This window comes from Falsirhodobacter deserti, assembly GCF_004015795.1.
GTDB classification, from domain to species: Bacteria; Pseudomonadota; Alphaproteobacteria; order Rhodobacterales; family Rhodobacteraceae; genus Falsirhodobacter; species Falsirhodobacter deserti.
The window spans coordinates 482,006-508,160 of record NZ_ML137218.1; the positions used below are offsets into that span (position 1 = coordinate 482,006).

A 26,155-nucleotide genomic window follows, 5' to 3' on the forward strand; every position below is an offset into this window, starting at 1 on the left:
CTGGCTGCGCTTCAAGCCTGTCGTAAGGATCAAATCCTACGGTTAAGCCTTGCGATCATGGGAAAAACACGCTCACATCATCCGCAAGGATGGGAGAGACGCATGACGGTTCTGACATCGACAAGCGGGCAGAAGGATCTGCCCAACTATTTTGCGCCGGTATTCGAGGTGGCGCGAAAGCTGGATCACGGGCGGCTTGACGTCGTCCTTCCCGACGGGCGGGTTTTCCGGGCCGAGGGTGCAAAGCCCGGTCCCGCCGCGCGGATAGAGATCCACGACCCAGGGGTGTTCGCACGCCTGATCCGCGAAGGCGATCTGGGCTTTTGCGATGCATATCTGGAAGGGCAATGGTCCACCCCCGACATCCAGGCCTTCCTTGACGTGCTGCATACCGAGAACGAGCATATCTATGACGGGTTTCCCGGTCAGGCGCTGATCCGCACCTTCGAGAAGATACGTCACTGGCTGCGGTCCAACACCCGGATGCAGGCCCGCAAGAACATCGAATACCACTATGATCTGGGCAACGACTTTTATCGTCTGTGGCTGGACGACACGATGACCTATTCCTCGGCCCTGTTCATCACGGGGCAGGAGAGCACCGAACAGGCGCAGCGCCAGAAATATGCCGCGCTGGTGGACAGGATGAACGTGCAGCCCGGAGAGCGCGTGCTTGAAATAGGCTGCGGCTGGGGCGGGTTCGCCGAATACGCCGCAAAGGAGCGGGGGCTGCATGTGACGGGGCTGACCATCTCCCCCTCGCAATACGAATTCGCGGCACGGCGCATCGCGGATGCGGGCCTGTCGGACCGCGTAACGCTGAAGCTTCAGGATTACCGCGACGAGGTCGGGCGCTATGACGGCATCGCTTCGATCGAGATGTTCGAGGCGGTGGGCGAGAAGTACTGGCCGATATATTTCGGCAAGGTGCACGACGCGCTGAAGCCGGGCCGCAGCGCCGCGCTTCAGATCATCACCGTGGCCGACAAGCGGTTCGAAGCCTATCGCAACGGCGTGGACTTCATCCAGAAATATATCTTTCCCGGCGGCATGCTGCCTTCGCCTTCGGCCCTGCGCGCCGAGGTTGACCGCGCGGGGCTGCGTTTCGATGCATCGCACGAATTCGGCCAAAGCTATTCGTTAACGCTGCGCCGCTGGTACGAAACCTTCAACCAGAAATGGGACCAGATACAGACCATGGGCTTTGACGAACGCTTCCGCCGCATGTGGACCTTCTATCTTGCCGCCTGCGCCAGTTCGTTCCAGTGCGGCAACTGCGATGTCACGCAAGTTACCGTGACGCGCCCGGCATGAGCGGCCTTCCCGAAAGCCTGAGTGCGATCATCGGCAACGACCCCGAGCGGATTGCCTTCTTTCAGGAAGCCACGGGCGGAAAGGTGGCCGATGATGCCGCGGGGCGCATCCTGACGCGCGATGTGATGGCCCTGATGGGCCAGCGCCCCGCCGCAGCGATCCGCGCCCGCCTGACCCAGATGCAGATGTCGGCCGGAAGCCGCGCCCGCGCCCAGGGCTCTGCCGCGCCCACGAACCTGCGTCACCATGCCGAGCCGGGCGATGTGGAGGAGGTGCGCCGCGTCCAGCCCTATGCCAATTATTTCGCGGTGGAGGAGTACGATATCCGCTATCGCCGGTTCGACGGCACGATGAGCGATGTCGTCAATCGCGGCGTCTTCATCTCGGGCGATGCGGTGACGGTGCTGCCTTATGATCCGGTGCGTGACCGCGTGCTGCTGGTGGAACAATGGCGCGCCGGCCCGTGGGGACGCGACGATCCGCAGCCGTGGCTGCTGGAGCCGATCGCAGGCCGCATCGATCCGGACGAGCCGCCGGAAACCACCGCCCGACGCGAGGCGGTGGAGGAGGCGGGGCTGGGGATCGGGGTGCTGCATCTGGCAAACGCCTTCTATCCCTCGCCCGGCGGCAAGGCGGAATTCGTCTTCGCCTATGTCGGGATCTGCGATCTGCCCGACGATGCGGCGGGCGTCTTCGGAGAGGAAGGCGAGGCCGAGGATATCCGCGGACACCTCATCCCGTTTTCCCGCCTGATGGAGATGGTGGCGGCGGGGGAGATTCAAAGCGCCCCGCTGCTGATCACCGCCTATTGGTTGGCGCGGGAACGGGATCGGCTGCTCGCCTGAAGAAAAGGGGCCGCCAGATTGGCGGCCCCTTTCGGTTCAGGAGGGGATGCGGGCTTCGGTGCCCAGCACGTCCACGATATCGGCGAAGTCCTGGCTTTCGGTTCGCGTTTCGCCAAGGCGGCGGACGGAAACGGTGCGCCGCTCCACCTCTTGCATGCCCACGGCAAGGATCACCGGCACCTTGCCGACCGAATGTTCGCGAACCTTGTAGTTGATCTTTTCGTTCCGCAGGTCGGTTTCGGCGCGCACGCCTGCAGCCTTCAGCGCCTCGGCCACCTCGCGCGCATAGTCATCGGCATCCGACACGATGGAGGCGACGACCACCTGCCGCGGGGCCAGCCAGAAGGGCAGCTTGCCGGAATAGTTTTCCAGCAGTATGCCAAGGAACCGCTCGAACGATCCGAGCACGGCGCGGTGCAGCATGACCGGCATGTGCTTGGCCCCATCCTCGCCGATATATTCGGCACCAAGGCGGTCGGGCAGGTTAAAGTCGCATTGCAGCGTGCCGCACTGCCATTCGCGCCCGATGGCGTCCGTCAGCTTGAAGTCCAGCTTCGGGCCATAGAAGGCACCGTCGCCGGGATTCACCTCATAGCTGTAACCGGCCTTTTCGATGGCGCTGGCAAGGGCGGCCTCGGACTTGTCCCAGATCGCGTCGGAGCCGACACGCACATCGGGACGGGTGGACAGCTTGATGTCGAACTTCTGGAAGCCCAGATCGCGATACACCGTCGACAGCAGTTCAAGGAACGCTGCCGTTTCGGATTCGATCTGGTCCTCGGTGCAGAAGATATGCGCGTCGTCCTGCACGAAGCCGCGCACCCGCATCAGCCCGTGCATGGAGCCGCTGCTTTCATAGCGGTGGCACGACCCGAACTCTGCCAAGCGCAGCGGCAGGTCGCGATAGGACTTCATGCCGTGGTTATAGACCTGGACGTGGCAGGGGCAGTTCATCGGCTTCAGCGCGTTGATGCGCTTTTCCTTGGCGCCTTCCTCGTCCACCTCCACGATGAACATGTTCTCGCGGTAGGCTTCCCAATGGCCGGACTTTTCCCACAGCACGCGGTCCACGACCTGCGGGGTCTTGATCTCTTGATACCCCGCCTTGCGCAGACGCCCGCGCATGTAATCTTCCAGCGTGCGATAAACCTGCCAGCCGTTCGGATGCCAGAACACCATGCCCGGCGCTTCTTCCTGGATGTGGAACAGGTCCATCTCGCGGCCCAGCTTGCGGTGGTCGCGCTTGGCGGCTTCTTCCAGCATGGTCAGGTGGGCCTTCAGATCCTCGCGGTTCTTGAAGGCCACGCCATAGATGCGCTGCAGCATGGGGCGCGTCGCATCGCCCAGCCAATACGCGCCCGCAACGGTGGTCAACTTGAAGGCATCCGCCGGAAGCTGCCCGGTGTTTTGCAGGTGCGGGCCGCGGCACAGGTCCATCCAGTCGCCGTGCCAGTACATGCGGATCGGCTCGTCGCCCGGAATGCGGTCCAGCAGTTCGACCTTGAACGGCTCGCCTGCCGCTTCGTAATGGGCGCGCACGCGTTCGCGGTCCCAAACCTCGGTGCGGACGGGTTCGCGGGCGTTGATGATGTGCTTCATCTTGGCTTCGATCGCGCCCAGATCCTCGGGGGTGAACGGTTCGGTCCGGTCGAAGTCATAGAACCAGCCCTGATCGCGCACAGGGCCGATGGTCACCTTCACGTCCGGCCACAGTTCCTGCACGGCGCGGGCCATGACATGGGCGAAATCGTGGCGGATCAGCTCCAGCGCCTGGGCGTTGTCCTGCATCGTGTGGATGGCAATGGTCGCATCCGCATCGATCGGCCATTGCAGGTCGTGATGGGCGCCGTTCACGGTGGCCGAGATCGCCTTCTTGCCAAGGCTGGTGGAAATGGCCGTCGCCACTTCGCCCGGCGTCACGCCGGGCGCGAATTCGCGCTTGTTGCCATCAGGGAAGGTGAGGGTGACTTGGGCCATGTCGGCTCTCCTCGTCGGTCTGGCGCCCACGGAACGCCCGGTTGCGGGTTGATGGGCAGGTTGTCGCGGGCAGGGGCTGGAAAGTCAACTGCGCCCCGCGATACCTTGCGCCAAAACCGGAGGCACCATGACCCAGTATCTGACCACGCCCCAAGGGCGCCGCATCGCGTATGACTTGACATCTGGGGAGGGCCCCGCGGTTGTGTTCCTGGGCGGCTTCCGGTCGGACATGGAGGGGACGAAGGCCGTTGACCTGAAGGCCTGGGCGCAGGCGCAGGGCCGGACCTTCCTGCGCTTCGACTATTCGGGCCACGGCGTGTCGGAGGGGCGATTCGAGGATGGGGCCATCGGCGACTGGTTCGAGGATGCCCGTGCCGCCCTGTCGCTGGTGTCGGGCCGCGTCGTGCTGGTGGGATCGTCCATGGGCGGCTGGATCGCGCTGCAACTGGCCCGTGCCCTGCCTGAACGCGTGGCGGGTCTGGTCGGCATCGCCGCCGCGCCCGATTTCACCGAGGATCTGATGTGGGCGGCCTTCACGGACGATCAGCGCGCGCAGGTTATGGCAGGGGCGTTTCCCTTGCCGTCGCAATATGGCGAGCCGACGCCGATCACCCGCCGCCTGATCGAGGATGGGCGCAACCGGCTTGTCCTGCGCGATCCGCTGCCCTTGCCGTTCCCCGTCCGGCTGTTGCAAGGCACGGCGGATGCCGAGGTGCCGGTTTCGGTCGCGATGCGGCTGCTGGATCATGCGGATGCGTCCGACATTCGCTTGACGCTGGTGAAGGGGGCGGATCATCGCTTTTCGTCGCCGGAATGCCTTGCGCTGATCCGTCAGATGGTGGCCGATGTGGCCGGATGAACCTGCCGGAAAAGGGGCCGGAAACGGGAAGGAGATCGTTCGGTTTGCCGACCGGACCGATCTGGCGCTGGTTTACCTGCACGGCTTTTCCGCGACCAAGTGGGAAATCGATCCCGTCCACCGCCGCGTCGCGCAGGCGATGGGCGCGAACCTGTTCCTGACGCGGCTTGCGGGCCACGGGCTGGATGGCGAGGCGCTGGCGAATGCCACCGCCGACGCGTGGCTGGCCGATCTGGACGAGGCGCTGGCCGTGGGCCGCAGCCTTGGCCGGCGGGTGGTGCTGGTCGGCACCTCCACCGGCGGGTTGCTGGCGGCGATGGCGGCGGCGCGGGGCGAGGATCTGGCAGGGGTTGTCCTGATGTCCCCCAACTTCGCACTGAACCGGCGGGTGGCTTGGGTGATGCGCCTGCCGGGCATCCGTGGTTGGGGGCCGCGCGTTCTGGGCCGGATGCGCCAGATCGAACCTGTGGGTGCGGCGCATGCCGATCACTGGACGCTGACCTATCCGACGCGGGCGCTGTGGCCGCTGGTGGACCTGATGCGCCAGCCGGTGGATGTGCGGCGGGCGCGATGCCCCGCGCTGTTCCTGTGGTCGGATTCGGACCGCGTGGTGGACCCCGCAGCGATCCGCCGCGCGGCGGCGGGTTGGGGCGGGCCGGTCACGCGGCACCGGATGGTTCTGACGGGGCGGGACGATCCGATGCGGCACATCCTGGCTGGTGACGTTCTTTCGCCGATGCAGACCGATGGGGCGGTGAAGGCGATCACGGACTGGCTGCGGACGCTTTGATCAGCCATGCATCGCCAGCAACTCTTTCAGGCTGTCGAGGGTGTCGATTTCCTCCGCCGGTTTGTCGCGGCGCCAGCGGACCATGCGGGGAAAGCGCAGCGCGATGCCGGATTTGTGGCGGGTGGAGGCCTGTATCCCCTCGAACGCGATCTCGAAAACCAGTTCGGGCGGGACGCGCCGGACAGGGCCGAACTTTTCCAGCGTGTGGCGGCGGACCCAGCGGGTGATCTCGTTAAATTCGGCATCCGTCAGGCCGGAATAGGCCTTGGTAAAGGGAACAAGGGCGTCGCCGTCGCGCACCGCAAAGGTGAAGTCGGTGAACAGGTTCGCCCGCCGCCCGCTGCCCGACTGCGCATAAAGCATCACGCACTCCACGGTGAAGGGGTCCAGCTTCCACTTCCACCAATCCCCCCGCTTGCGCCCGATGTGATAGGAGGAGGACAGGCGCTTCAGCATCAGCCCCTCGGCCTGTTCCTCGCGCGCCTTGGCGCGGATCGCGGCCAGACCCGCCCAGTCGGAAAAGGCGATGGTGGGGGAAGTCCCGATCGGCGCGGCGGCGGGCAGGGCGGCCAGCATCGCCTCCAGCCGTGCGCGGCGATCGGACAGGGGGAGGGCGCGCAGATCCTGCCCGTCCTGTTCCAGCAGGTCATAGGCCAGAAGATGCGCGGGGGCATCCTTCAGCAGTGCCTTCGTGACGTTCAGCCGCCCGATCCGCTTTTGCAGGCTGGCAAAGGGCAGGGGGCGGGCATCGCCCCAGGCCAGCACCTCGCCGTCGATCACGGTGCCTTCGGGCAGGAAATCGGCCAGGGTCGCAAATTCGGGAAAGCGGTCGGTGATCAGCTCCTCTCCGCGCGACCAAAGGGCGAAGGCACCGGCGCGGCGGATGATCTGGCCGCGGATGCCGTCCCATTTCCATTCGGCCTGCCAGTCGGCCACGCTGCCCAGCGCTTCCGGATCATCCAGCGGAGAGGCAAGCGCAAAGGGATAGGGCCGCGCCCCCGCCGCAGCCGGATCGTTGGACCGGATCAGGCTGTCCCATGATGTGTTGCGCGGCTGCCAGTCGCCCATCAGGCGATGGGCCAGCTCCGTCTCCTCCACCCCCGTCGCCTGTGACAGGGCGCGCACCATCAGGCCCTGCGACACACCCATGCGAAAGCCGCCGGTGATCAGCTTGTTGTAAAGAAACCGCTCGCCGGTATCGAGCCTGTCCCACGCATCAAGGATCGCGGCGCGCCGGATGTCGGCGGGCTGGCCGGTCAGCGCGATCAGGTCTGTGATCCATGCAGCCAGCGGGCGATCCTCGCGCCGCGCGGCGGGCGGCAGGACAAGAGAGATCGTTTCGGCCAGATCACCCACGACGGGATAGGCTTCCTCGAACAGCCACAGCGGTATGCCCGCGACTTCGGCCGCCCATGTCCGCAACTCGGTGGAATTCACCGCCCGTTTCGGGCGGCGGCCGGACAAAAGGGCGATGGTCCAGACGCGATCCTCCTCCGCAGCGTCGCGGAAGTAATCGGCAAGGGCGGCAACCTTGGCAGTCGTTCTGGTCGTGCGGTCCAGCGCGTCGAACAGGGCAAAGAAGCGGATCATTCCAGAAGCTCCACATCCGGTTCGTCCGCCTCGTCGCCCTCGTACTGCGTTTCAACTATGCCGGCGTCATAGCCCTGTTCGGCCAGCCAGCGGCGGAACACCTGGGTATAGCCGTGGGTGACGAAGACCTTCTCCGCCCCCGTGGCGCGAATGGCGTCGTTCAGGCCCTGCCAGTCGGCATGATCGGACATGACAAACCCCTGCGCCAGCCCGCGCCGCCGCCGCACGCCCCGCAGCGCCATCCAGCCCGAAGCAAAGGCCTGCGATGCCCCCTTGAACCGCGCGGCCCAAGCCGAGTTCAGCGCCGAAGGGGGCGCGATGACCAGCGCCCCGGGATGGGTGGACGCGCCGACATCCGGCCCCGCCCAGTGGGTCTCGGGCAGGCGGATGCCCTGGCCGCGCAGCACGCGGTTCGTCGCCTCCACCGCGCCATGTGTCAGGATCGGGCCGATGGAGGCGTCTACATTCGCCAGAAGGCGCTGGGCCTTCCCCAGCGAATAGGCGCCGAGGATCGACGTTCTCCCCTCGGCCGCATTTGCGGCCCACCACGCGTTCACATCGGCCATTACCTCGGCCTGCGGGCGCCAGTTGAACACGGGCAGGCCGAAGGTGCATTCGCTGATGAAGGCGTGGCAGCGCACAGGTTCGAACGGCTCGCACAGCCCGTCGGCCTCCGTCTTGTAATCGCCGGACACGACCCAGACCTCGCCCCCCACCTCCACCCGGATCTGGGCCGATCCCGGAAGATGACCTGCAGGGTGGAAGGACACGGTGGCATCGTTGATGCGACGCGCTTCGCCGAACCGGATGGTGTCGCCGCGGATCGCGCCAAGGCGGTGGCGCATCACGGGCATCGCCACATCGGTGGCCAGATACTGCCCGTGCCCACCGCGGGCGTGATCGGAATGGCCATGGGTGATCAGCGCCCGATCCACCGGACGCCACGGATCGATGAAGAAGTTTCCCGCGGGGCAGAAGATGCCGCGATCGGTGAAGGTCAGGACCGGCTCCATCCACAGGAAATAGACGCTGGGGCCAACGGGTCCAGTGCGTGAAATCTTCCGCGCGGCCCGTTCGACTTCGGCCCGCCCTGCGCCAGATCATAAAGGATACGGAAAAAGGGGCCGACCCGCGTGACCACGTGTTTCAACGAGATGTTCGACGACGGTGCCGTCCGCGCCCCCTATGCGCGGCTGGAGGACTGGACACGGAGCCTGCCCGCTGGCCTGCGCCACATGAAGCAGGCCGAGGCAGAGGCGCTGTTCCGCCGCATCGGCATCACGTTCGCCGTGTATGGTGAGGGCGGCGATCCCGACCGGCTGATCCCGTTCGACATGTTTCCCCGCGTGTTCACGGCAAATGAATGGGCGCGGCTGGACCGTGGCATCCGCCAGCGGGCGCGGGCCCTGAACGCGTTTCTGGTGGATGTCTATGGGCGGGGAGAGATCATCCGCGCCGGCAAGATCCCGGCCCATCTGGTCTATCGCAACGCAGCCTTTGAAAAGGCGGTGGTGGGCATCGTGCCGCCGAAGGGGGTTTATTCGCATATCGTGGGGATCGACATTGTCCGCACCGGCCGGGACGAGTTCTTCGTGCTGGAGGATAACTGCCGAACCCCTTCGGGCGTCAGCTACATGCTGGAAAACCGCGAGATCATGATGCGGATGTTCCCCGACCTGTTCCGCGAGAACCGGATCGAGCCTGTGGACAGCTATCCCGCGCTGCTGCGCCGCACGCTTGCCTCGGTCGCGCCGCTGAAATGCGAGGGGGAGCCGACGGTCGTGCTGCTGACACCGGGGCACTTCAACTCTGCCTATTACGAACACAGTTTTCTGGCCGACATGATGGGCGTGGAACTGGTGGAAGGGCAGGACCTGTTCGTGGAGGGGGAGTTCGTCTGGATGCGGACAACGGAAGGCCCCCGCCGCGTGGACGTGATCTATCGCCGGATCGACGATGCCTTCATCGACCCGCTGTGTTTCCGGCCCGACAGCATGCTGGGCATCGCCGGCCTGATGGATGTGTACCGTTCGGGCGGGGTGAACATCTGTTCCTGTCCCGGTGCGGGCGTGGCCGATGACAAGGCCGTTTATACCTTTGTGCCCGAGATGATCCGCTTCTATCTGGGCGAGGAGCCGATCCTGAACAACGTGCCCACATGGCAATGCGCCCTGCAAGATGACCTGAAATACGTTCTGGCCCATCTCGGCGATCTGGTGGTGAAGGAAGTCCACGGTTCGGGCGGATACGGGATGCTGGTGGGGCCGAAATCCACCGCCGACCAGATCGAGCGGTTCCGGGCGCGGATCGAGGAGAATCCTGCCAAGTATATCGCGCAGCCGACGCTGGCGCTTTCGGCCACCCCCACCTTCGTGGAAGATGGCATCGCACCACGCCATGTGGATCTGCGCCCCTATTGCCTTGTGGGCGACCGGATCGAACTGGTGCCGGGCGGGCTGACACGGGTCGCCCTGACGGAAGGTTCGCTTGTCGTAAACTCCTCGCAGGGGGGCGGGGTCAAGGACACATGGGTATTGGCGGAGTGATGCGATGCTGAGCCGGACCGCCGACACGCTGTTCTGGACCGCCCGCTATCTTGAGCGGGCCGAGAACATGGCCCGCCTTCTGGAAGTGGGGGCGCGGATTTCGCTGCTGCCCTCCGTTCACGGCTATCGCAGCGAATGGGACAGCCTGCTTCAGGCCTCGGGCACCGCTGAAGGTTTTGCCCGCAAATACGGGGAGCCGGTGGCGCGGAACATCGAAAGCTTCCTGTTCTTTGATCGCGACAACCCCTCTTCGGTCGTGTCCTGCCTGACGCAGGCGAGGGAGAATGCGCGCATTGTCCGCGCCGCCCTGACGACGCAGGTCTGGGACGTGCTGAACACCGCCTTTCAGGAAATGAAGCAGCTGGAACGAACCCCGCGGTCGGAACTGGAGCTGACGCAGCTGACCGAATGGGTGACGCGAACGGCGGCCTTGGTGCGCGGGTCCATCGGGGCGACGCTGCTGCGCAATGACGGGTATGATTTCCTGAACCTCGGATATGCGATGGAACGGGCCGATGCGACGGCGCGGCTGATCGACGTGAAGTATTACGTGCTGCTGCCACGGGTGGAATTCGTCGGCTCGGGCCTTGATAACTACCAGTGGATGACGCTGCTGCGGGCGCTGTCGCTGCACCGCGCGTTCCACTGGAGTTATGCCGGGGACATCACGGCGCGCAAGATCGTCGATTTCCTGATCCTGAACCCCGAAAATCCGCGCGCCTTGCGGGCCAGCGTGGAGGCGATCAACACCGCGCTGGGCAGGCTGGCCAGCCGGTATGGCCGCCAGATGGATGCGCAGGTCCGTGCGGAGGCGATGCTGGCGCCGCTGTCGGAAACATCGGTCGAGGGGATCTTCGAGGAAGGCATGCACGAGTTCCTGACCGGCTTCATCACCGAGATCGCGGCGCTGTCCCACCAGGTCTGGGAAGATTACCTGACGGGGGATGTGCGATGATCCTGACGGTCGAACACGTGACCCGCTATGCCTATGACGCGCCAGTGCGGGGGCTGGTGCAAAGCCATCGGCTGACACCTTCGGACAGCGAGGGGCAGCGGGTGCTGGACTGGGATGTAAGCGTTTCGGACGGAATTCGCGGTGGCCGTTTCCGTGACGGGGCGGGGGATGTGGTGGAAAGCTGGTCGGTGACCGGCCCCGTTCTTGCGGTGGAGGTGCGCGTGACGGGGCGGGTGGAAACCAGCGATTGTGCGGGCGTTCTGCGCGGCCACCGGGAAACAATCCCCACGGCCTGCTATCTGCGCGACACGCCGCTGACATGGGCGGACAGCGCCTTGCGCAATCTTGCCGCCCAGGCGCAGGGGATGGAGCCGCTTCAGGCTGCGCATCATCTTTCCGGCGTGGTGTCGAAAGCAATCGCGTGGACGCCGGGTGCCACGCAAAGCCAGACCACCGCGGCAGAGGCGCTGGAGCGTCGGCAGGGCGTTTGCCAGGATCATGCCCACGCACTGATCGCTGCCGCACGCGATGCGGGCATTCCTGCGCGATATGTTTCGGGCTATCTGCTGGCCGGGGGGGTGCAGGATGCGGCCCATGCATGGGCGGAACTGCATGTTCCGGGGCTGGGCTGGATCGGGTTCGATGCCGCGAACGGGTGCTGCCCGGATGCGCGGTATATCCGCCTTGCCTCCGGCCTTGATGCGCAGGATGCCGCACCCATCCGCGGATCGGCGCGCGGCGGCGGTGGGGAGGTTCTGGACGTCACGGTTGCGGTAAGCCAGTCGCAGCAGTAGGGTCCGGGCCCGAAAGGGATCCGAAACCATGACCTATTGCGTTGGCCTGCTGTTGAACGAAGGCATCGTCCTTCTGTCGGATACTCGCACGAATGCGGGGCTGGATAACATCGCGACCTATCGCAAGATGTTCGTGTTCGAGGAACCGGGCGAACGTGTCATCACCATCATGACCGCCGGATCGCTTTCGGTCACGCAGACCACCATCGCGCGCCTGCGCGAACGAATGGCGGGGCCGGACGCAGACAGCGAAAACTGCATCATGAAGGCGCCGACCATGCTGAAGGTGGCCGAAATTATCGGCAACATGCTTGCTACGGTCCGCGCGGATATCGACGACAAGCTGGCATCGATGCGCCAGTCTGCCTCGGCCAGCATGATCGTGGCGGGGCAGCGGCGCGGCGGCGGGCTGCGGATGTTCCTGATCTATCCCGAAGGCAACTTCATCGAGGCAACCGAGGATACGCCATTCCTGCAGATAGGCGAGCACAAGTACGGCAAGCCGATCCTTGACCGCGTGGTGCATTCGGGCACCTCGCTTGCGGATGCCAAGAAGGCGGTGCTGCTGTCGATGGATTCCACGCTGCGGTCCAACCTTTCGGTGGGGATGCCGCTGGACATGGCGGTGATCGAAAAGAATACCTGCCGCATCACCGAGGAGCAGCGCATCGAAGCCGGCGATCCCGCCTTCCGCCGGATGTCCGAGGCATGGTCGAACGCGCTGCGTGAGGCGTTCGTCAAGATCGACGTCTGAACAGCGCCACCGCCGCGTCAAGAAAGGCCTCTCGGATTTCGGCCTTTTCCATCAGGATCTCATGCTCTGCCCCGTCGAACACGGTCAGGGCGGCGCCGGGCCACCGGGCCATGCGCTGCCGGATCGGGGCGGGATCGATGACGCGTTCATGCGATCCCACGGCGGCAAAGGCGGGAAGGGCCGGCGCGGGCAGGCGGGCCAGCAACCGCATCTCCATCAGGGCGGCGTTCAGCCAGCCAAGGCTTGGCCCGCCCAGCATACGGTCGGGCAGGGCCAGTGCTTCGGCCTTCATGCGGGCAAAGCTTGCCGGATCAGAGGTGAGGGTGTTCCCCTCGAACGCGGCCTCCAGCACATAGGGGGTGGCGCTGATGCCGGGCACAAGGTGATGCGCACGGTTCAAAAGGCCCGACCCACCGGCCACCAGCTGCGCCACGGGCCGCATGAGGCCGCCCATCGGCAGCCCCCACATCGGCGCGCTGAAGGCGGCGGCCTGAACCGGTGCGCCGTTCATCAGCCAGCGTAGCCCGATGCAGGCCCCCATCGAATGGGCGATCAGGAACACGCGCCCGCTTAACAAGGGCTGTACCGCCGCAAGATCCAGCTGGTATTCCCCGAAGCCCCCGACATGCCCGATCATGGGATCGGGAAGTTGCCGTTCCGAACCGCCCTGTCCGCGCCAGTCGAAAGTGACGGTGGCAAAGCCGCGCGCGGCCAGCGCATCAAGAACGCCCTCGTACTTCTCGATGTATTCCGTCCGCCCCTGAAGCAGCAGCACGGTGTCGGGCCCGCCCTCGCGGCGCAGGGCGCGGATGCGCTTGCCGTCGGGGGCAGTCATCACCCTCACGCCAGTGCCGCCCCCAGCTTCATTGCGGCCGGCATGGACCCGTCGACCTTCAGTCGCCCGCTCATGAAGGCGCTGGCGGGTTTCAGGCGGCCTTCCAGCAGGGCGCGGAAATCCTCCACGCTGGCGGTCAGGGTCACATCGGCGGGGCCGTCGCCTTCCCGCACACCATTGGAATCGGCAATGATCGTGCCCTCGCCGGTCATGACGAACTTCGCCGTTCCTTCATAACCTTTCAGCCGGGCGCCCAGACGGTCCACCGCCTTGTCGATCACTTCTCCCATGGGTCGCTCCTTTCGTGGCGGCGGGTTCTGGTAATTCCCGCATCTGACGTTACCTTGGCAATATGAAAACGACTGCTTCGATTTTCCACATCCTTGCTGCGGCGGTGCTGCTGACGGTGCCCGCGGCGGCGGCGGATCTGGATGCGCTTTACGACCGGCTGCAGGATGCACCGGCCGAAGACGCGCCGCAGATCGAGGCGGAGATATTCGGCGAATGGCAACGCTCTGGCTCCTCGGCGATGGACCTGCTGCTGCAGCGGGGGCACAAGGCGCTGGCAGCGGGCGATACGGATGCCGCGATCAGCCATTTCAGCGCGCTGATCGACCATGCGCCCGATTTTGCCGAAGGATACAATTCGCGCGCGGCCGCGTTCTTTCAGAAGGGCATGTTCGGCCCGGCAATCGATGATCTGGCCCATGTGCTGACCCTTGATCCGCGCCACTTCACCGCAATCGCCGGCCTTGCCACGATGCTGGAGGAGATGGACCGCCCGAAGGACGCGATCCGTGCATACGAAGCGGCGCTGGCCATCCATCCGCACCTTGCCGGGGTGCCGGAGGAGGTTCGGCGGCTGCGGACCGAGCTGACAGGGCAGGAGATCTGAACCCAATGCGCCAGGGCGGGCGGGTTACGGCGGTTCTGGGACCGACAAATACCGGCAAGACACATTACGCGATCCAGCGCATGCTGGCCCACCGGACAGGCGTTATCGGCCTGCCGCTGCGCCTGCTTGCGCGCGAGGTTTATGACCGCATCGTGGCACAGCGCGGCCCTTCGGTGGTGGCGCTTGTCACCGGCGAGGAGCGTATCGTTCCCGACCGGACCCAGTATTGGGTCTGCACCGTGGAGGCGATGCCGCTGGAAATCGGTGCCGACTTCATCGCCATCGACGAGATCCAGCTGTGCGGCGATCCCACGCGCGGGCATGTCTTCACCGACAGGCTGCTGCGGGCGCGGGGCTTGCAGGAAACGCTGTTCCTTGGCTCGGAGGTCATGCGCGGGGCCATTGCCGCGCTGGTGCCCGGGGTGGAATTCATGCGGAGGGAGCGTTTCTCCACGCTCACCTATACCGGATCGAAGAAGATCAGCCGGATGCCGCCGCGCAGCGCGATTGTCGGATTCTCGGTCGAGAATGTCTATGCGATTGCAGAGCTGATCCGCCGCACCAAGGGCGGCTGCGCGGTGGTGATGGGGGCGCTGTCGCCGCGCACACGCAACGCGCAGGTCGATCTTTATCAGAACGGCGACGTGGATTACCTGGTGGCGACGGATGCCATCGGGATGGGCCTGAATCTTGATGTGCGGCACGTCGCCTTTTCTTCGACCGAAAAGTTCGACGGCCGCCGGATGCGCCCGCTGTTTCCGCACGAACTGGCGCAGATCGCGGGGCGGGCGGGCCGCCATACCGAACCCGGCACCTTTGGTGTGACGGGCGAAGCCTCTCCGCTTGTGCCCGAGGTGGTGGCGGCCATCGAGGAAAGCCGCTTTGCCCCCATTCGCAAGCTGCAATGGCGAAACGAGGCGATGGAATTCGGCACGCTGGACCGGCTGATTGCCAGCCTCGAGGCACCGACGCAGAATGACTGGCTGAGCCGCACGCGCGAATCCAGCGACCTGCACGCCCTGAAGGCACTGGCCGCATTGCCCGAGGTGCGCGACCGCGTCCGTTCGCCGCAGGCCGTGCGCCTTTTGTGGGACGTGTGCTGCATCCCGGATTTCCGCGGGCGGTCGGGGGGCGAACATACCAGCCTTCTGACGCGCATTTTCGAATTTTTGCAGGCCGGCAGGGTTCCTACGGACTGGCTGGCCGGCGTTATCCAACGGATTGACCGGACGAATGGCGATATTGATACGATTTCGCGCAGATTGGCCTATATTCGGACATGGACATTCATTGCGCAACGCAAGGGATGGGTGGAAGATGAAAGCCATTGGCGGGAGGAAACTCGCGCTGTAGAAGATCGGCTGTCGGATGCGCTTCACGCGCAGTTGACCCAACGATTTGTCGACCGGCGCACATCTGTGCTGATGCGGCGGTTGAAACAGAAGGAGACCCTCGTGGCCGAGGTGAACGACAAGGGTGAAGTGACGGTTGAGGGCGAGTTCGTCGGCCGTCTGGAGGGCTTCCGCTTCCGGCAGGACGACGCAAGCTCCCCCGATGAAGCGAAGACGTTGCGGCAGGCGGCTTTTCAGGCGCTGCGGCCCGAGTTCCATTTGCGTGCGGACCGCTTCTATAACGCGCCCGACACCGAGATGGACTTCACCGAGCAGGGTGGCCTCATGTGGGGCGATCAGGCGGTGGGCAAGCTGGTTGCCGGCGGGGATCCGCTGAAGCCGCAGGTGGAAGCATTCGTCGATGACGAGGCTGGCCATGACGTCGCCGAAAAGGTGAAGCGCCGCTTGCAGCATTTCATCGATCGCAAGGTTGCCGCCCAGTTCGAGCCGCTGCTGAACATGAGCCGTGACGAGACGATGACCGGCCTTGCGCGCGGTTTCGCCTATCGGCTCGTGGAAGGCATGGGCGTTCTGCCGCGCGACGGCATCGCCGAAGAGGTGAAGGCGCTGGATCAGGACGCGCGTTCCGTGCTGCGCAAGCATGGCGTGCGCTTTGGCCAGTTCACCGTGTTCCTGCCGCTGCTGCTGAAGCCCGCGCCCACGCGCCTGCGTCTGGTTCTGTGGTCGCTGGCGAACGGGCTGGAGGAGTTTCCGGAAAGCCCGCCCCCGGGGCTGGTCACGATTCCCAATGTCGAGGGCGTGCCGCGCGAACATTACCTGCTGGCAGGCTATCGCCCCGCAGGCACCCGCGCGATCCGCATCGACATGCTGGAGCGTTTGGCCGATCTGCTGCGCGCGCAGGATAGCCGCGCCGGTTTCGAGGCGACGCCCGACATGCTGTCGATCACCGGCATGACGCTGGAACAGTTCGCGGATCTGATGGGCGGCCTTGGTTACAAGGCCGAAAAGGCCGAGCGTGCCAAGCAACGCCCTGCGCCGGAAGCCGAAGCCACGCAGAACCCGATCCCGGAAGGCGAGGCGCCCGCCGAAGCTGTTCCCGAGATGGAGGCTTTCTATACCTTCACCTGGGCACCGCGCCGCCGCGAGCAGCCGCGCCGCGAGGGCAACCGTCCGCCGCGCAAGGAAGGAGAACGTCCGCCCCGCAAAGAAGGCGGCGAGCGCAAGGGCAAGCCGCGCCAGAATGGTGACAAGGGTGACCGCAAGGACAAGCCCCGCCAGTTCGAGGCGCGTCCCGAACGTCCGGCCAAGGTGGATCCGGACAATCCCTTCGCGGTTCTGGCCGCTTTGAAAAAAAGCTGACGTGGCTGCGCGTCCGACCATGCGCCTGGACAAGTGGCTTGTCCAGGCGCGCTTCTTCAAGGCCCGCTCTGTCGCGCTTGCCGAGGTGGAGGCGGGTCATGTTCGCGTGAACGGTGAAAAGACACGCAAACCCTCCGCCTCGGTGGGGGAGGGGGACACGCTGACCTTTCCGCAAGGCGGGCGTATCCGGGTGATCCGTGTGCTGGACCTGCCCATTCGGCGCGGCCCTGCAACCGAGGCGCAAATGCTTTATGACGATCTTGCGAATGACGTCCCGGGCCCTGCTGCTTCAGGGGAATGATGTTCCGTCTGCTTGGCTGGCATGAAAGCGGTGATCTTTCCTGATCGCGGCCCGCTTGCTCTTTGCCTTTGTGGGGAATAGGTAACGGTCACGACCGCAACGCCCGGATCATTGCCATGACCTATGTCGTTACCGACAACTGCATCGCCTGCAAATACACCGATTGCGTGGAAGTCTGTCCGGTGGACTGCTTCTATGAAGGGGTGAACACGCTGGTGATCCATCCGGATGAATGCATCGACTGCGGTGTATGCGAACCCGAATGCCCCGCCGACGCGATCCGTCCGGACACCGAGCCGGACATGGAGCAGTGGGTGGAGTTCAACCGCAAATATTCCGAGCAGTGGCCCGTCATCACCCAGAAGCGCGATCCCCTGCCCGAAGCGGCTGAACGCGATGGAGAAACCGGCAAGCTGGAAAAATACTTCGTCGCGGAACCCGGCGAAGGTAACTGACGTTTCCACCGCTCACGCAGCTGCGTGTTGGAATCGGGCCGATTCTGTGCTATATACTTATCGTATAGAGTGCGGGATCGTCCTAGGCGTGGCAATCCCGCAAATGGCGCGGAAACCTGTTCCCAACGACAGATCCAAGCACATCCCCCGGAATCCGTTCCGGGTGGGTATTCTGTCGTCTATGGGATGAATCACGAGGACTCGAATGACGAAGACCAAGAAGCCCGAATTCCGTCCTGACGATTTCGTCGTCTATCCCGCCCATGGCGTGGGCAAGATCATGTCGATCGAGGAGCAGGAGATCGCGGGCCTCAAGCTCGAACTCTTCGTGATTTCGTTCGAGAAAGACAAGATGACCCTGCGCGTTCCGACGCACAAGGCCACGGAAATCGGCATGCGGTCGCTGTCCGCCCCTGACGTGGTGGAACGGGCACTGGACACGCTGAAGGGCAAGGCGCGGGTGAAGCGGGCCATGTGGTCGCGCCGTGCGCAGGAATACGAACAGAAGATCAACTCCGGCGATCTGATGTCCATCGCGGAAGTGGTGCGTGACCTGCATCGTTCGGACGATCAGCGCGAGCAGTCTTATTCGGAGCGTCAGCTTTACGAATCGGCGCTGGAGCGTTTGACGCGCGAAGTGGCTGCCGTGTCGGGAACCGACGAGGCGGGCGCGCAAAAGAAAGTGGATGACGTTCTGCTTTCCCGCGCTGCCTGAGGCCAAGCGCATGAAGCTTGAAGCCGCGGCCTCTGCCGCGGTTTTTTCATGTCAGCTGGGCATTTCGATCGCGTAAAGCGTGTTGCCCTTGCGATAGTGGATGGCGTTGCGCGTGATGGCGGCGATCACGCCGCCTTCGATCCGGTCCCCCACCTTCAGCCTGCTGACGCGGCCGTTCTTCTGGCGAACAAGCGCCGATCGGTTGGATTCGCTTCCGCTGATGCTGATGACATTGGTTCGACCAAGGGGCAGCTTGCCGTTCTGGGTTGCCTGCTGCGCAACCGAGGCGCTGGTGGGGATGCGGGGGGCGGTGGCAATTGGCTCCGGTTCGTCATCGGCTTCCGGTGCAGCCACGCGGGGCGCAGGCTGGGGCACCGGTTGCGGCGCGGGTTGGACTGCGGCAACAGGGGGCGCGATCGGCGGCGCTGGTGGCGGCTCCAGCGCGGCAACGATGGCCGCGTTCACCGATTGCTGCGAAACGCCCGAAGGTCTGTCCTCGGGCCGCTGAGAGATGTCCACGGCAAGTCCCGTGCCGGTGCCCATGGCGATGGCTGCGTTGGCGGCACTTTCTGCCCGCCGCTGCGGGCGGGGGCTGACACGAAGCCCCCCCTCGGCACTTGCCACCTGGGCAGGTGCCGCAGCCACAATTGTCGTGCCTGGGCGGGTGCGGGGCCGACTCCCCGTCAGCGCCACGATAGATGCAGAGGTGGCCTCGGGCACCGCGGCAGCCGATCGGGGGCGCAGGCGGGGCGGAAGCGAGGATGTCAGATCTGCCTGCGCCAGCATCTGCGGTGCGGCAGGGCGCGTGTCCTGTTGGATGATTGGCCGCTCGATCAGCGTTGTGGGCAGATCAAAGGCCGCTGCGGGGGCAGGTGCCGCGATCACCACCTGTTCGGGGCGGGTCGCGGCCTGGGCCATCGGGAAGATGCTGATCGACGGCCTGCCCGCCGAGGCGCTGTCGTTATTTCCGCCCGTGAAAAGCGAGGAAGCGATTGCCACAAGTGCAAGCGCCCCCAGCAGAAGCAGCGTCAGAAGCAGCCCGAGCATCCGTGGACGCGGGCGTGACATTGCCGCCCCTCGTCCTGCCGTCGATCTTGCGCGGTTCTGCGTCACGCGTAGCGGCGGTGGAACCATGTCGGGCTTCGTCCCGCTGCGCTGCGCGAAATCCACGAAGGGTGCTTCGGCTGTCGGGGCGCCAAGCGGCGGCGTTCGTCCGGCCGGTACCGGACCCGCCCGCAGGAAGTTCGGCGGCGCGCGATCGGCCCGAAGGGAGGTGTCGCGGCGGGTAAAGGAAGGATGATCGAAAACCGGCGGCTCTGGCACCCGGGGGATCGGGCGCGGCTGGGTGGCGGCAGGTTGCACCACGAAAGCTGCGGCGGATTCTGCCCCCGGCAGGCGGGACGGATCTTCTTCCGGCTCATCCTCCACCAGCTCCTCCTCGCCGGCGGGCGGGAATTCCGCGAACTCGGCGTCATCCTCGGGCAGGGCAGTATCGTCCTCATCGTCGGCAGCCGGAATGATCGGTGCGATCATTTCCGGTTCAACGGTGTCTGCCTCGGCAAGGGGCTCGTCTTCCAGAGGCAGGGGGTCCGGCTCGTCTTCCGGCGGTGCGGCGGGAAGTTCCTGAGCGGGCTCTTCCTCGGGCTCATGGGCGGCGATGTCATCGTCGGGAAGGAAGGCATAGACCTCCTCCTCCTCGGCGATGTCCATATCGACCGGCACTTCCGCAAGGTCTTCCGCCTGCGGTTCAGCCTCGAAAACAGGTTCTGGCTGCGGTTCGGCCTCGAACGCAGGTTCGGGGTCTTCCGGTTCGGGCAGGGCCTCAATATCGGCAGGGTCCGGAACGGCCGCCAGTGTGGGAGGGCGCAGCAGCATGTCGTCCCGCTCCACCTCTTGGCCACCAAGGAACCGTGCGGCAACCATCGTCAGGCCGAAGAACGGCTCTTCGGGCAGGCGACCCTCGGGGGCGATGGCCGTGAAGGCAACGGGATTGAACCCGAAATCGGTGGCGAAGCCTTCTGCTTCATGCAGCGTTTCGCGGGCAACGACGGCAAGATGGGCCCGCCCTGCCTCGACAGTCCAGTCGAAGCGAAGCTCGCTCACCTCATAGGGGGTAAGGCCGTCAAGTGCGGCATGAACCTGCGCTGTGGCGTCCTGATCGGTCAGCAGCGGGATGCTGGTGTAAAGGATCTGCGAGGCAGGAATCGCCAGCTTGGTGGCAATGCCTTCGGGAGCCAGCGCCTCGGCCTGTTCGCGCAGGTCTGCCATCTGCTCTGCCAGATCGGATGCATCCGGCGCCACTTCTCCAAGCGGTGCCCAGCCCTCCTCGGTTCGGTGCAGCAGGGTGACGGTTTCGTCGCTGAAGGCGAGGGTAAATCCGGGGAGCATCTGTCGCGATCTGACACTGTCGAAAGAGGGGGCGGGAGGCAACCTCCCATCCTGCGCGATGTTAAAGCAGCTTTCCGCCAAGGGAAAGGAAAACGCATGGGAACGGCAATTTCACGCTATATGCTGGCCGCACAAGACTGTCTTGAGGAGTGGACGGAATGAACGTGCTTAAGGCGCTGGTCGCGAGCGGAATGATGGCGTTGCCCTTGGCGGCCCATGCGGCCCCCCATATCATCGTGACCGGGCAGGCGCAGGCGGTTGCGGCGCCCGACATGGCGACGGTGACGCTGGGCGTGACAACCGAAGGCGAAACGGCGCAGGCCGCGATGCAGGCGAATGCCACCGAATTGCAGCGCGTGATGGAACGGCTGAAAGCTGCCGGCATGGCCGAGGCCGATATCCAGACAACCGGCCTGCAGCTTAATCCGCAATGGGTTCAGGGGGAGGGCGAAGCGCGCCGCATCGACGGCTATGTCGCCGAGAACATGATCACGCTGCGGGTGCGCCAGCTTGACGGGCTGGGGGAGATTCTTGATGCCGCCGTGGCCGACGGGGCCAACACGCTGAACGGAATCTCGTTCGATCTGGCCGATCCTGCGCCGCTGCTGGAAGAAGCCCGCCGCCGCGCGGTTGAGGATGCGATGCAGCGTGCCCGCCAGCTGACCGAGGCTGCCGATGTCCGTCTGGGCCGGATTGAGCGGATCAGCGAAGGTGGCGACATGTCCCAGCCCTTGCCGCCCATGTTCCGGATGGAAGCAGCCGCCTCCACGCCGATCGCTGGCGGCGAGGTGACACGCGATGCGCAGGTCACGATCGAGTTCGAGATCGACGAACGCGACTAGCGCGTCCAAAGTCCCTCGCGCTTGATGCGGTTGCGGATGGCCTGTTCCTTGCGGGGCAGGTCATTCCGGTCGAACATCGCCCTTATCTGATCGCCCGCCCCTTCATACAGCATCTTGCGCGCGGGGCCGTATTTCTGAAGCACGTCGCGCACCGCCGACTGGCTGGCAACCTTCTTCATCATTTCCACCGCCAGATCTCTTTCGCGCGCGAACATCAGCGGCATCACGCGCCAGTGGCAGGTGACGTCACCGTCAAGGCCCGCAAGTTCCGGCCCCGGACGCCCGCCCCCGAAAGAGGCGATGACAAGCGGAAGCACCGCCTGATCCAGCCACGGCTCCATCGTCTGGCATTCGATAACTTCCGGCGGTTTGCGCCAGATCCGGGTTGCCCAGTCCAGATACCGCTGGCCAAAGGCGCGCGGGCTGGCATGGAAGAACCAGCCCGCGTTGAAATAAAGGTATTTCTGCCAGTAATTGTCCGGCTCGTCCGGATCCAGCGTCGGTTCGAAGGGCACATCGAACAGGCGGTAAAGCTCTTGCCACGTCTGGCCGACGGTTGGACCGTAGAGCTCTTCCTGCGGCCAGGTGTTCTCGCGCTTCATCGAGGCAGAGGGGCGGTCGAAATCAAACGTCACCTCGGCAAAGCTGCCGGTGATGATCGTGTCGGTGTCCAGAAACAGGAACGGCTCTTCGGGCAGGGTGCAAAGCGCCTCGATCTTGTTGCCGTTGGGATAGCTGGCGCCGAAGACTTCCGAATCGAATGAAACGATCTCGGCATCCAGATCGCGCAGCAATTCGCGGGTCTTGTTGCTTATGCGTGGATTGGCCTCGCCCCAAAGCCGGCCGGGGCGGGGTTCGGCAATGAACAGGGTGCCGGGGAAATCGGGATCGGCCAGCCGCAGCGACGCCGCGAGGATGATCGCTTCGTATTCCAGCCGCCCTGACTGTGCGATGGCGAGGATGTTGAATTTCTGCCGTGCCATGACTGTCCCGCGTTATCTTCATCAACCCTTATAGAGGGTTGAGTGATTCGGGAAAGTCAGGAAGGATGGTGGGCGACCCTGGAATCGAACCAGGCATGAGTCGCCTCGGCGGAGTTACAGTCCGCTGCCGCACCTTGCAGCACGTCGCCCACTGAGGGGCGGAATTAAAGAAGACTGCGGGGGGCGTCAACCGGAAAGTTCCGCTTGCACCACGACAAAGTGCAGGCGATTGTCGCCGCCTTCAAGAAAGGATGCCTGATGAGCAAGAAACCGGTCTGGGTGATCGAGAAAGAGCGTGCCAAACGCGCCTCGGCGGCGGAGACCGTTTGGCTGTTCGGTATTCACGCCGTTCGCGACGCACTTCTGAACCCGCAGCGCCAGAAACTGCGCCTTGTGCTGACAAAGAACGCCGCCGACCGTTTGGCCGACGCCATTCCCGCAGGCGGGCTGGAGCCGGAGATCGTCGAGCCGCGCAAGTTCGACGTGCCGATCGATCCCGAATCGGTGCACCAGGGTGCCGCGCTGGAGGTGAAGCCGCTGGTCTGGGGCAGCCTTGACGATGTTTGTGCCGGCGGGGAGGGCGCGCCGCTGGTCGTTCTGCTGGATCGTGTGACCGATCCGCACAACGTGGGCGCTGTTCTTCGTTCGGCCGAGGTGTTCGGCGCACGGGCCGTGATCGCGCCGCACCGTCATTCGGCCCCCGAAACGGGTGCCTTGGCTAAAACCGCTTCAGGCGCGCTGGAACGTCAGCCGTATCTGCGCGTTCCGAACCTTGCCGATGCGATGGAATCGCTGCGGGGCATGGGCTTCACCCTGATCGGGCTGGAGGGCGAGGCCGAGGAAACGCTGGGCGAAGCACTGGCGGCTGTCGGTTCGCGGCCCGTGGCGCTGGTTCTGGGTGCCGAAGGGCCGGGCTTGCGCGAAAAAACGCGTGAGACTTGCGATCGACTTGCCCGCATTCCCTTCGCGGCCGGTTTCGGGTCGCTGAACGTGTCGAACGCGGCTGCAGTGTCGCTTTATGCGGCAGTGACGCGAGGGTGATTTGGCATTATGTGGCCGAAGTGCAACATATTTCGTGCAACGGGTGATGCTTGGTTGACACTGTCAAAAAAATTTACCGGATACCTTCACAGAATCGCGACGAGCCTTTCAATCCTGGGTGGAAGGCATATGTTTGTTCAAGGACGGGGCCGGAACCCCCGTTTCCTGACTTCACTGTCCCTCGTTCCGTAACTGCGCCCGGTCTCCGTGATCGGGCGTTTTTTTTCGCCCGTCGCATGCCATATGGGGCATAAGGAGGTGGCCATGACCCAACCCGATGATACCACGATCCGCACCATTCTGGAAACCGTCCGCACCGTTGCAGTGGTTGGCTGGTCGCCCAATCCGGCGCGGCCCAGCCACAACGTCGCGGCGTTCCTGAAGCAGCGCGGCTACCGCGTCATTCCAGTCAACCCGGGCCATGCCGGAACCGAGGCCCTGGGCGAGGTGGTCGTGCCCGATCTGGCATCGCTGCCGGTGCAGGTGGACATGGTCGATATCTTCCGCAAATCGGAAGATGTGCCGCCGGTGGTCGAACAGGCGGTAAAGCTGGACGGCCTGAAGGTCATCTGGATGCAGCTTGGCATCGCCAATGCGCAGGCGCGGGCGCTGGCGGAAGATCACGGCCTTCAGGTGGTCGAGAATCGCTGCCCCGCCATCGAGATCCCGCGCCTTATCGGCTAGCCTTTTCGGCGATGCCCGAGGTGCCCTCGCGCCGTTCGAGTTCGGCAAGAACATCGTCAAGCGTCACATCGCGTGCCGCCAGCATCACCAGCAGGTGATACAGCACATCGGCTGCTTCCGCCGTCAGGCGGTCGCGGTCGCCCTTCACCGCCTCAATAATGGCTTCGACGGATTCCTCGCCGAACTTCTCGGCGCATTTTTCAGGCCCCTTTGCCAACAGCTTGGCCGTCCACGAGGTGTCGGGATCTGCACCCTTGCGGGCGGCAATGGTGTCGGCCAGACGGTGAAGCGCGGTCATTGCAGCCTCATGGGGATACCGGCAGCGGCCATGTGGGCTTTCGCTTCGCCGATGGTGTGGGTGCCGAAGTGGAAGATGGAGGCGGCAAGGACCGCCGACGCGCCCCCCTCCGTCACGCCTTCAACCAGATGGTCCAGCGTTCCCACGCCGCCCGAAGCGATGACGGGGATCGAAACCGCGTCCGAGATCGCGCGGGTCAGCGGGATGTTGAACCCCGAACGTGTTCCGTCGCGATCCATCGAGGTCAGCAGGATCTCTCCCGCGCCCTTTGCCGCGACGGTGCGGGCGAATTCGACGGCGTCGATGCCCGTCGGCTTGCGCCCGCCATGGGTGAAAATCTCCCAGCGGCCCGGCTCCACCGTCTTTGCGTCGATGGCGACAACGATGCACTGGCTGCCGAACCGGTCGGCTGCGCGGGCGACGACATCGGGATCGGCCACGGCGGCAGAGTTGAAACTGACCTTGTCGGCCCCGGCCAGCAGAAGGTGGCGGACATCGTCCGGCGTCCGCACGCCGCCGCCCACCGTCAGCGGCATGAAACAATGTTCGGCAGTGCGGGTCACAAGATCGAACATCGTGCCGCGGTTTTCATGCGTGGCGTGGATGTCCAGGAAGCACAGCTCGTCCGCGCCGGCGGCGTCATAGGCACGGGCGGCTTCCACCGGATCGCCGGCATCGATCAGATCAACGAAGTTCACGCCCTTGACCACGCGGCCATCGGCAACATCAAGGCAGGGGATGATGCGGGTTTTCAGCATGGTCGGGCCTTATCGCGAGGAAAGGGCGCGAAGCGCATCGGCCAGATCGATCGCGCCATCGTAAAGCGCACGGCCCGAAATGGCCCCCGCGATGACGCCGGTATCGCGCAGGGCGATCAGATCGGACATGCGCGACACCCCGCCCGAGGCGATGACGGGGATGGACACGGCGCGGGCCAGCGCCTCGGTCGCTTCGATGTTGGGGCCGCCCATCGCGCCGTCGCGGTCGATGTCGGTATAGATGATGGCGGCAACGCCCGCATCCTCGAACGACTTCGCAAGATCGGTGACCATGACATCCGTTTCCTCGGCCCAGCCTTTCGTGGCGACCCGGCCCTTACGGGCATCGATGCCCACGGCAACCTTGCCGGGGAATGCGCGCGCGGCTTCGCGCACCAGATCGGGGTTCTCCACCGCCACTGTTCCAAGGATCACGCGCGAAAGGCCTTTTTGCAGCCACATCTCGATCGTGGCCATGTCGCGGATGCCGCCGCCCATCTGGCAGGGAACGTTCACGCGCGACAGGATCGCCTCCACCGCCGCGCCGTTGACGGGCTGGCCTGCAAATGCGCCGTTCAAATCGACCAGGTGCAGCCATTCGCAGCCCGCCTGAACGAAGCTTGCCGCCTGCGCTGCGGGATCGTCACCGAAGACCGTCGCGGCCTCCATCTCTCCACGCAGCAGGCGGACGCATTGGCCGTCTTTCAAGTCGATGGCGGGGTAAAGGATCATGGCGCGGCTCCGGCACGGGTTTCATCCGGTCCTAGCGCGAGATGCCGCAGGGCGCAAACCTTGCCGCGCATCTTGCCCGCCTTAACTGCCGCT

Annotated in this window: 26 protein-coding genes and 1 tRNA gene; 16 read left to right on the plus strand and 11 right to left on the minus strand. The window is 64.8% G+C overall.

Annotated features, from left to right (window positions below; genetic code table 11):
• Positions 1-102: 102 nt before the first annotated feature.
• Together JX25_RS02450 and JX25_RS02455 are read left to right on the plus strand one after the other, a co-directional pair.
• The gene (locus tag JX25_RS02450; protein ID WP_128253527.1) at positions 103-1,314 is read left to right on the plus strand and encodes an SAM-dependent methyltransferase; all 1,212 of its coding nucleotides are present in this window, start codon (positions 103-105) and stop codon (positions 1,312-1,314) included.
• The gene (locus JX25_RS02455) at positions 1,311-2,159 is read left to right on the plus strand and encodes an NUDIX domain-containing protein (protein WP_128253528.1); all 849 of its coding nucleotides are present in this window, start codon (positions 1,311-1,313) and stop codon (positions 2,157-2,159) included. The genes JX25_RS02450 and JX25_RS02455 overlap by 4 nt, the downstream gene beginning before the upstream one ends.
• 36 nt (positions 2,160-2,195) lie before the next feature.
• Here JX25_RS02455 and thrS read toward each other — a convergent pair whose 3' ends face one another.
• Positions 2,196-4,136 carry a threonine--tRNA ligase gene (gene thrS, locus JX25_RS02460; RefSeq protein ID WP_128253529.1) on the minus strand — a complete coding sequence of 647 codons (1,941 nt, stop codon included), beginning with the start codon at positions 4,134-4,136 and terminating at the stop codon, positions 2,196-2,198.
• A gap of 127 nt (positions 4,137-4,263) precedes the next feature.
• On the opposite strand from thrS, the gene JX25_RS02465 reads away from it, so the two are divergent.
• Together JX25_RS02465 and JX25_RS02470 are read left to right on the plus strand one after the other, a co-directional pair.
• Complete coding sequence (locus JX25_RS02465; protein WP_128253530.1) at positions 4,264-4,995, plus strand: alpha/beta hydrolase; 732 nt, start codon at positions 4,264-4,266, stop codon at positions 4,993-4,995.
• Positions 4,982-5,785 carry an alpha/beta hydrolase gene (locus JX25_RS02470; RefSeq protein ID WP_128253531.1) on the plus strand — a complete coding sequence of 268 codons (804 nt, stop codon included), beginning with the start codon at positions 4,982-4,984 and terminating at the stop codon, positions 5,783-5,785. The genes JX25_RS02465 and JX25_RS02470 overlap by 14 nt, the downstream gene beginning before the upstream one ends.
• Here JX25_RS02470 and JX25_RS02475 read toward each other — a convergent pair whose 3' ends face one another.
• Both JX25_RS02475 and JX25_RS02480 read right to left on the minus strand, forming a co-directional pair.
• Positions 5,786-7,375, minus strand: coding sequence for an ATP-dependent DNA ligase (locus JX25_RS02475; protein ID WP_128253532.1), 1,590 nt, complete (start codon positions 7,373-7,375; stop codon positions 5,786-5,788).
• Entirely contained in the window at positions 7,372-8,388 is a 1,017-nt protein-coding gene (locus JX25_RS02480; RefSeq protein ID WP_421780000.1) for a ligase-associated DNA damage response exonuclease, read from the minus strand. The genes JX25_RS02475 and JX25_RS02480 overlap by 4 nt, the downstream gene beginning before the upstream one ends.
• 141 nt (positions 8,389-8,529) lie before the next feature.
• On the opposite strand from JX25_RS02480, the gene JX25_RS02485 reads away from it, so the two are divergent.
• From JX25_RS02485 to JX25_RS02500, 4 genes are read left to right on the plus strand one after another with little or no spacing between them, the layout of a single operon-like run.
• A complete protein-coding gene (locus JX25_RS02485; protein WP_164876126.1) occupies positions 8,530-9,921 on the plus strand; it encodes a circularly permuted type 2 ATP-grasp protein in 1,392 nt (463 codons plus the stop codon).
• A 4-nt stretch (positions 9,922-9,925) separates the two neighbouring features.
• Complete coding sequence (locus JX25_RS02490) at positions 9,926-10,876, plus strand: alpha-E domain-containing protein (RefSeq protein ID WP_128253535.1); 951 nt, start codon at positions 9,926-9,928, stop codon at positions 10,874-10,876.
• On the plus strand, positions 10,873-11,670 hold the full coding sequence (locus JX25_RS02495; RefSeq protein ID WP_128253536.1) for a transglutaminase family protein: 798 nt from the start codon (positions 10,873-10,875) through the stop codon (positions 11,668-11,670). Before JX25_RS02490 ends, JX25_RS02495 begins: the two co-directional genes overlap by 4 nt.
• Positions 11,671-11,698: 28 nt before the next feature.
• On the plus strand, positions 11,699-12,424 hold the full coding sequence (locus JX25_RS02500) for a proteasome-type protease (protein ID WP_128253537.1): 726 nt from the start codon (positions 11,699-11,701) through the stop codon (positions 12,422-12,424).
• Here JX25_RS02500 and JX25_RS02505 read toward each other — a convergent pair.
• Together JX25_RS02505 and JX25_RS02510 are read right to left on the minus strand one after the other, a co-directional pair.
• Positions 12,408-13,259: an alpha/beta fold hydrolase gene (locus tag JX25_RS02505; protein WP_128253538.1), complete on the minus strand. Its 852-nt coding sequence runs from the start codon at positions 13,257-13,259 to the stop codon at positions 12,408-12,410. The genes JX25_RS02500 and JX25_RS02505 overlap by 17 nt on opposite strands.
• A 5-nt stretch (positions 13,260-13,264) precedes the next feature.
• The gene (locus JX25_RS02510) at positions 13,265-13,549 is read right to left on the minus strand and encodes an SCP2 sterol-binding domain-containing protein (RefSeq protein WP_128253539.1); all 285 of its coding nucleotides are present in this window, start codon (positions 13,547-13,549) and stop codon (positions 13,265-13,267) included.
• Positions 13,550-13,611: 62 nt separating this feature from the next.
• Between JX25_RS02510 and JX25_RS02515 the strand changes: the two genes are divergently transcribed.
• The 5 genes from JX25_RS02515 to JX25_RS02535 all read left to right on the plus strand — a co-directional run bounded on the left by JX25_RS02515 (position 13,612) and on the right by JX25_RS02535 (position 18,336).
• A complete protein-coding gene (locus JX25_RS02515) occupies positions 13,612-14,154 on the plus strand; it encodes a tetratricopeptide repeat protein (protein ID WP_241557832.1) in 543 nt (180 codons plus the stop codon).
• Positions 14,155-14,159: 5 nt separating this feature from the next.
• Positions 14,160-16,865, plus strand: a complete 2,706-nt coding sequence (locus JX25_RS02520) for a helicase-related protein (protein ID WP_128253540.1) — start codon at positions 14,160-14,162, stop codon at positions 16,863-16,865.
• A 1-nt stretch (position 16,866) separates the two neighbouring features.
• Positions 16,867-17,166, plus strand: coding sequence for an RNA-binding S4 domain-containing protein (locus JX25_RS02525; protein ID WP_241557833.1), 300 nt, complete (start codon positions 16,867-16,869; stop codon positions 17,164-17,166).
• Between the two features lie 116 nt (positions 17,167-17,282).
• The gene (gene fdxA / locus JX25_RS02530) at positions 17,283-17,621 is read left to right on the plus strand and encodes a ferredoxin FdxA (protein ID WP_128253541.1); all 339 of its coding nucleotides are present in this window, start codon (positions 17,283-17,285) and stop codon (positions 17,619-17,621) included.
• Positions 17,622-17,826: 205 nt separating this feature from the next.
• Complete coding sequence (locus JX25_RS02535; protein WP_128253542.1) at positions 17,827-18,336, plus strand: CarD family transcriptional regulator; 510 nt, start codon at positions 17,827-17,829, stop codon at positions 18,334-18,336.
• Between the two features lie 51 nt (positions 18,337-18,387).
• Here JX25_RS02535 and JX25_RS02540 read toward each other — a convergent pair whose 3' ends face one another.
• The gene (locus JX25_RS02540) at positions 18,388-20,724 is read right to left on the minus strand and encodes a hypothetical protein (RefSeq protein ID WP_128253543.1); all 2,337 of its coding nucleotides are present in this window, start codon (positions 20,722-20,724) and stop codon (positions 18,388-18,390) included.
• A gap of 158 nt (positions 20,725-20,882) precedes the next feature.
• On the opposite strand from JX25_RS02540, the gene JX25_RS02545 reads away from it, so the two are divergent.
• Positions 20,883-21,566 (plus strand): SIMPL domain-containing protein, encoded by a 684-nt coding sequence (locus JX25_RS02545; RefSeq protein WP_128253544.1) that lies wholly within the window; start codon positions 20,883-20,885, stop codon positions 21,564-21,566.
• On the opposite strand, the gene JX25_RS02550 is transcribed toward JX25_RS02545, so the two are convergent.
• Together JX25_RS02550 and JX25_RS02555 are read right to left on the minus strand one after the other, a co-directional pair.
• On the minus strand, positions 21,563-22,549 hold the full coding sequence (locus JX25_RS02550) for a hypothetical protein (RefSeq protein WP_128253545.1): 987 nt from the start codon (positions 22,547-22,549) through the stop codon (positions 21,563-21,565). The genes JX25_RS02545 and JX25_RS02550 overlap by 4 nt on opposite strands.
• A 66-nt stretch (positions 22,550-22,615) precedes the next feature.
• A tRNA-Tyr gene (locus JX25_RS02555) sits at positions 22,616-22,699 on the minus strand.
• Between the two features lie 108 nt (positions 22,700-22,807).
• Here JX25_RS02555 and rlmB point away from each other — a divergent pair.
• Together rlmB and JX25_RS02565 are read left to right on the plus strand one after the other, a co-directional pair.
• Entirely contained in the window at positions 22,808-23,590 is a 783-nt protein-coding gene (rlmB, locus tag JX25_RS02560) for a 23S rRNA (guanosine(2251)-2'-O)-methyltransferase RlmB (protein ID WP_128253546.1), read from the plus strand.
• A 264-nt stretch (positions 23,591-23,854) separates the two neighbouring features.
• The gene (locus JX25_RS02565; RefSeq protein ID WP_128253547.1) at positions 23,855-24,274 is read left to right on the plus strand and encodes a CoA-binding protein; all 420 of its coding nucleotides are present in this window, start codon (positions 23,855-23,857) and stop codon (positions 24,272-24,274) included.
• On the opposite strand, the gene JX25_RS02570 is transcribed toward JX25_RS02565, so the two are convergent.
• From JX25_RS02570 to hisA, 3 genes are read right to left on the minus strand one after another with little or no spacing between them, the layout of a single operon-like run.
• Positions 24,264-24,572: a phosphoribosyl-ATP diphosphatase gene (locus JX25_RS02570; RefSeq protein WP_128253548.1), complete on the minus strand. Its 309-nt coding sequence runs from the start codon at positions 24,570-24,572 to the stop codon at positions 24,264-24,266. The genes JX25_RS02565 and JX25_RS02570 overlap by 11 nt on opposite strands.
• A complete protein-coding gene (gene hisF, locus JX25_RS02575) occupies positions 24,569-25,330 on the minus strand; it encodes an imidazole glycerol phosphate synthase subunit HisF (protein WP_128253549.1) in 762 nt (253 codons plus the stop codon). Before hisF ends, JX25_RS02570 begins: the two co-directional genes overlap by 4 nt.
• Before the next feature lie 9 nt (positions 25,331-25,339).
• Positions 25,340-26,062, minus strand: a complete 723-nt coding sequence (hisA, locus tag JX25_RS02580) for a 1-(5-phosphoribosyl)-5-[(5-phosphoribosylamino)methylideneamino]imidazole-4-carboxamide isomerase (protein WP_128253550.1) — start codon at positions 26,060-26,062, stop codon at positions 25,340-25,342.
• Positions 26,063-26,155: the final 93 nt, after the last annotated feature.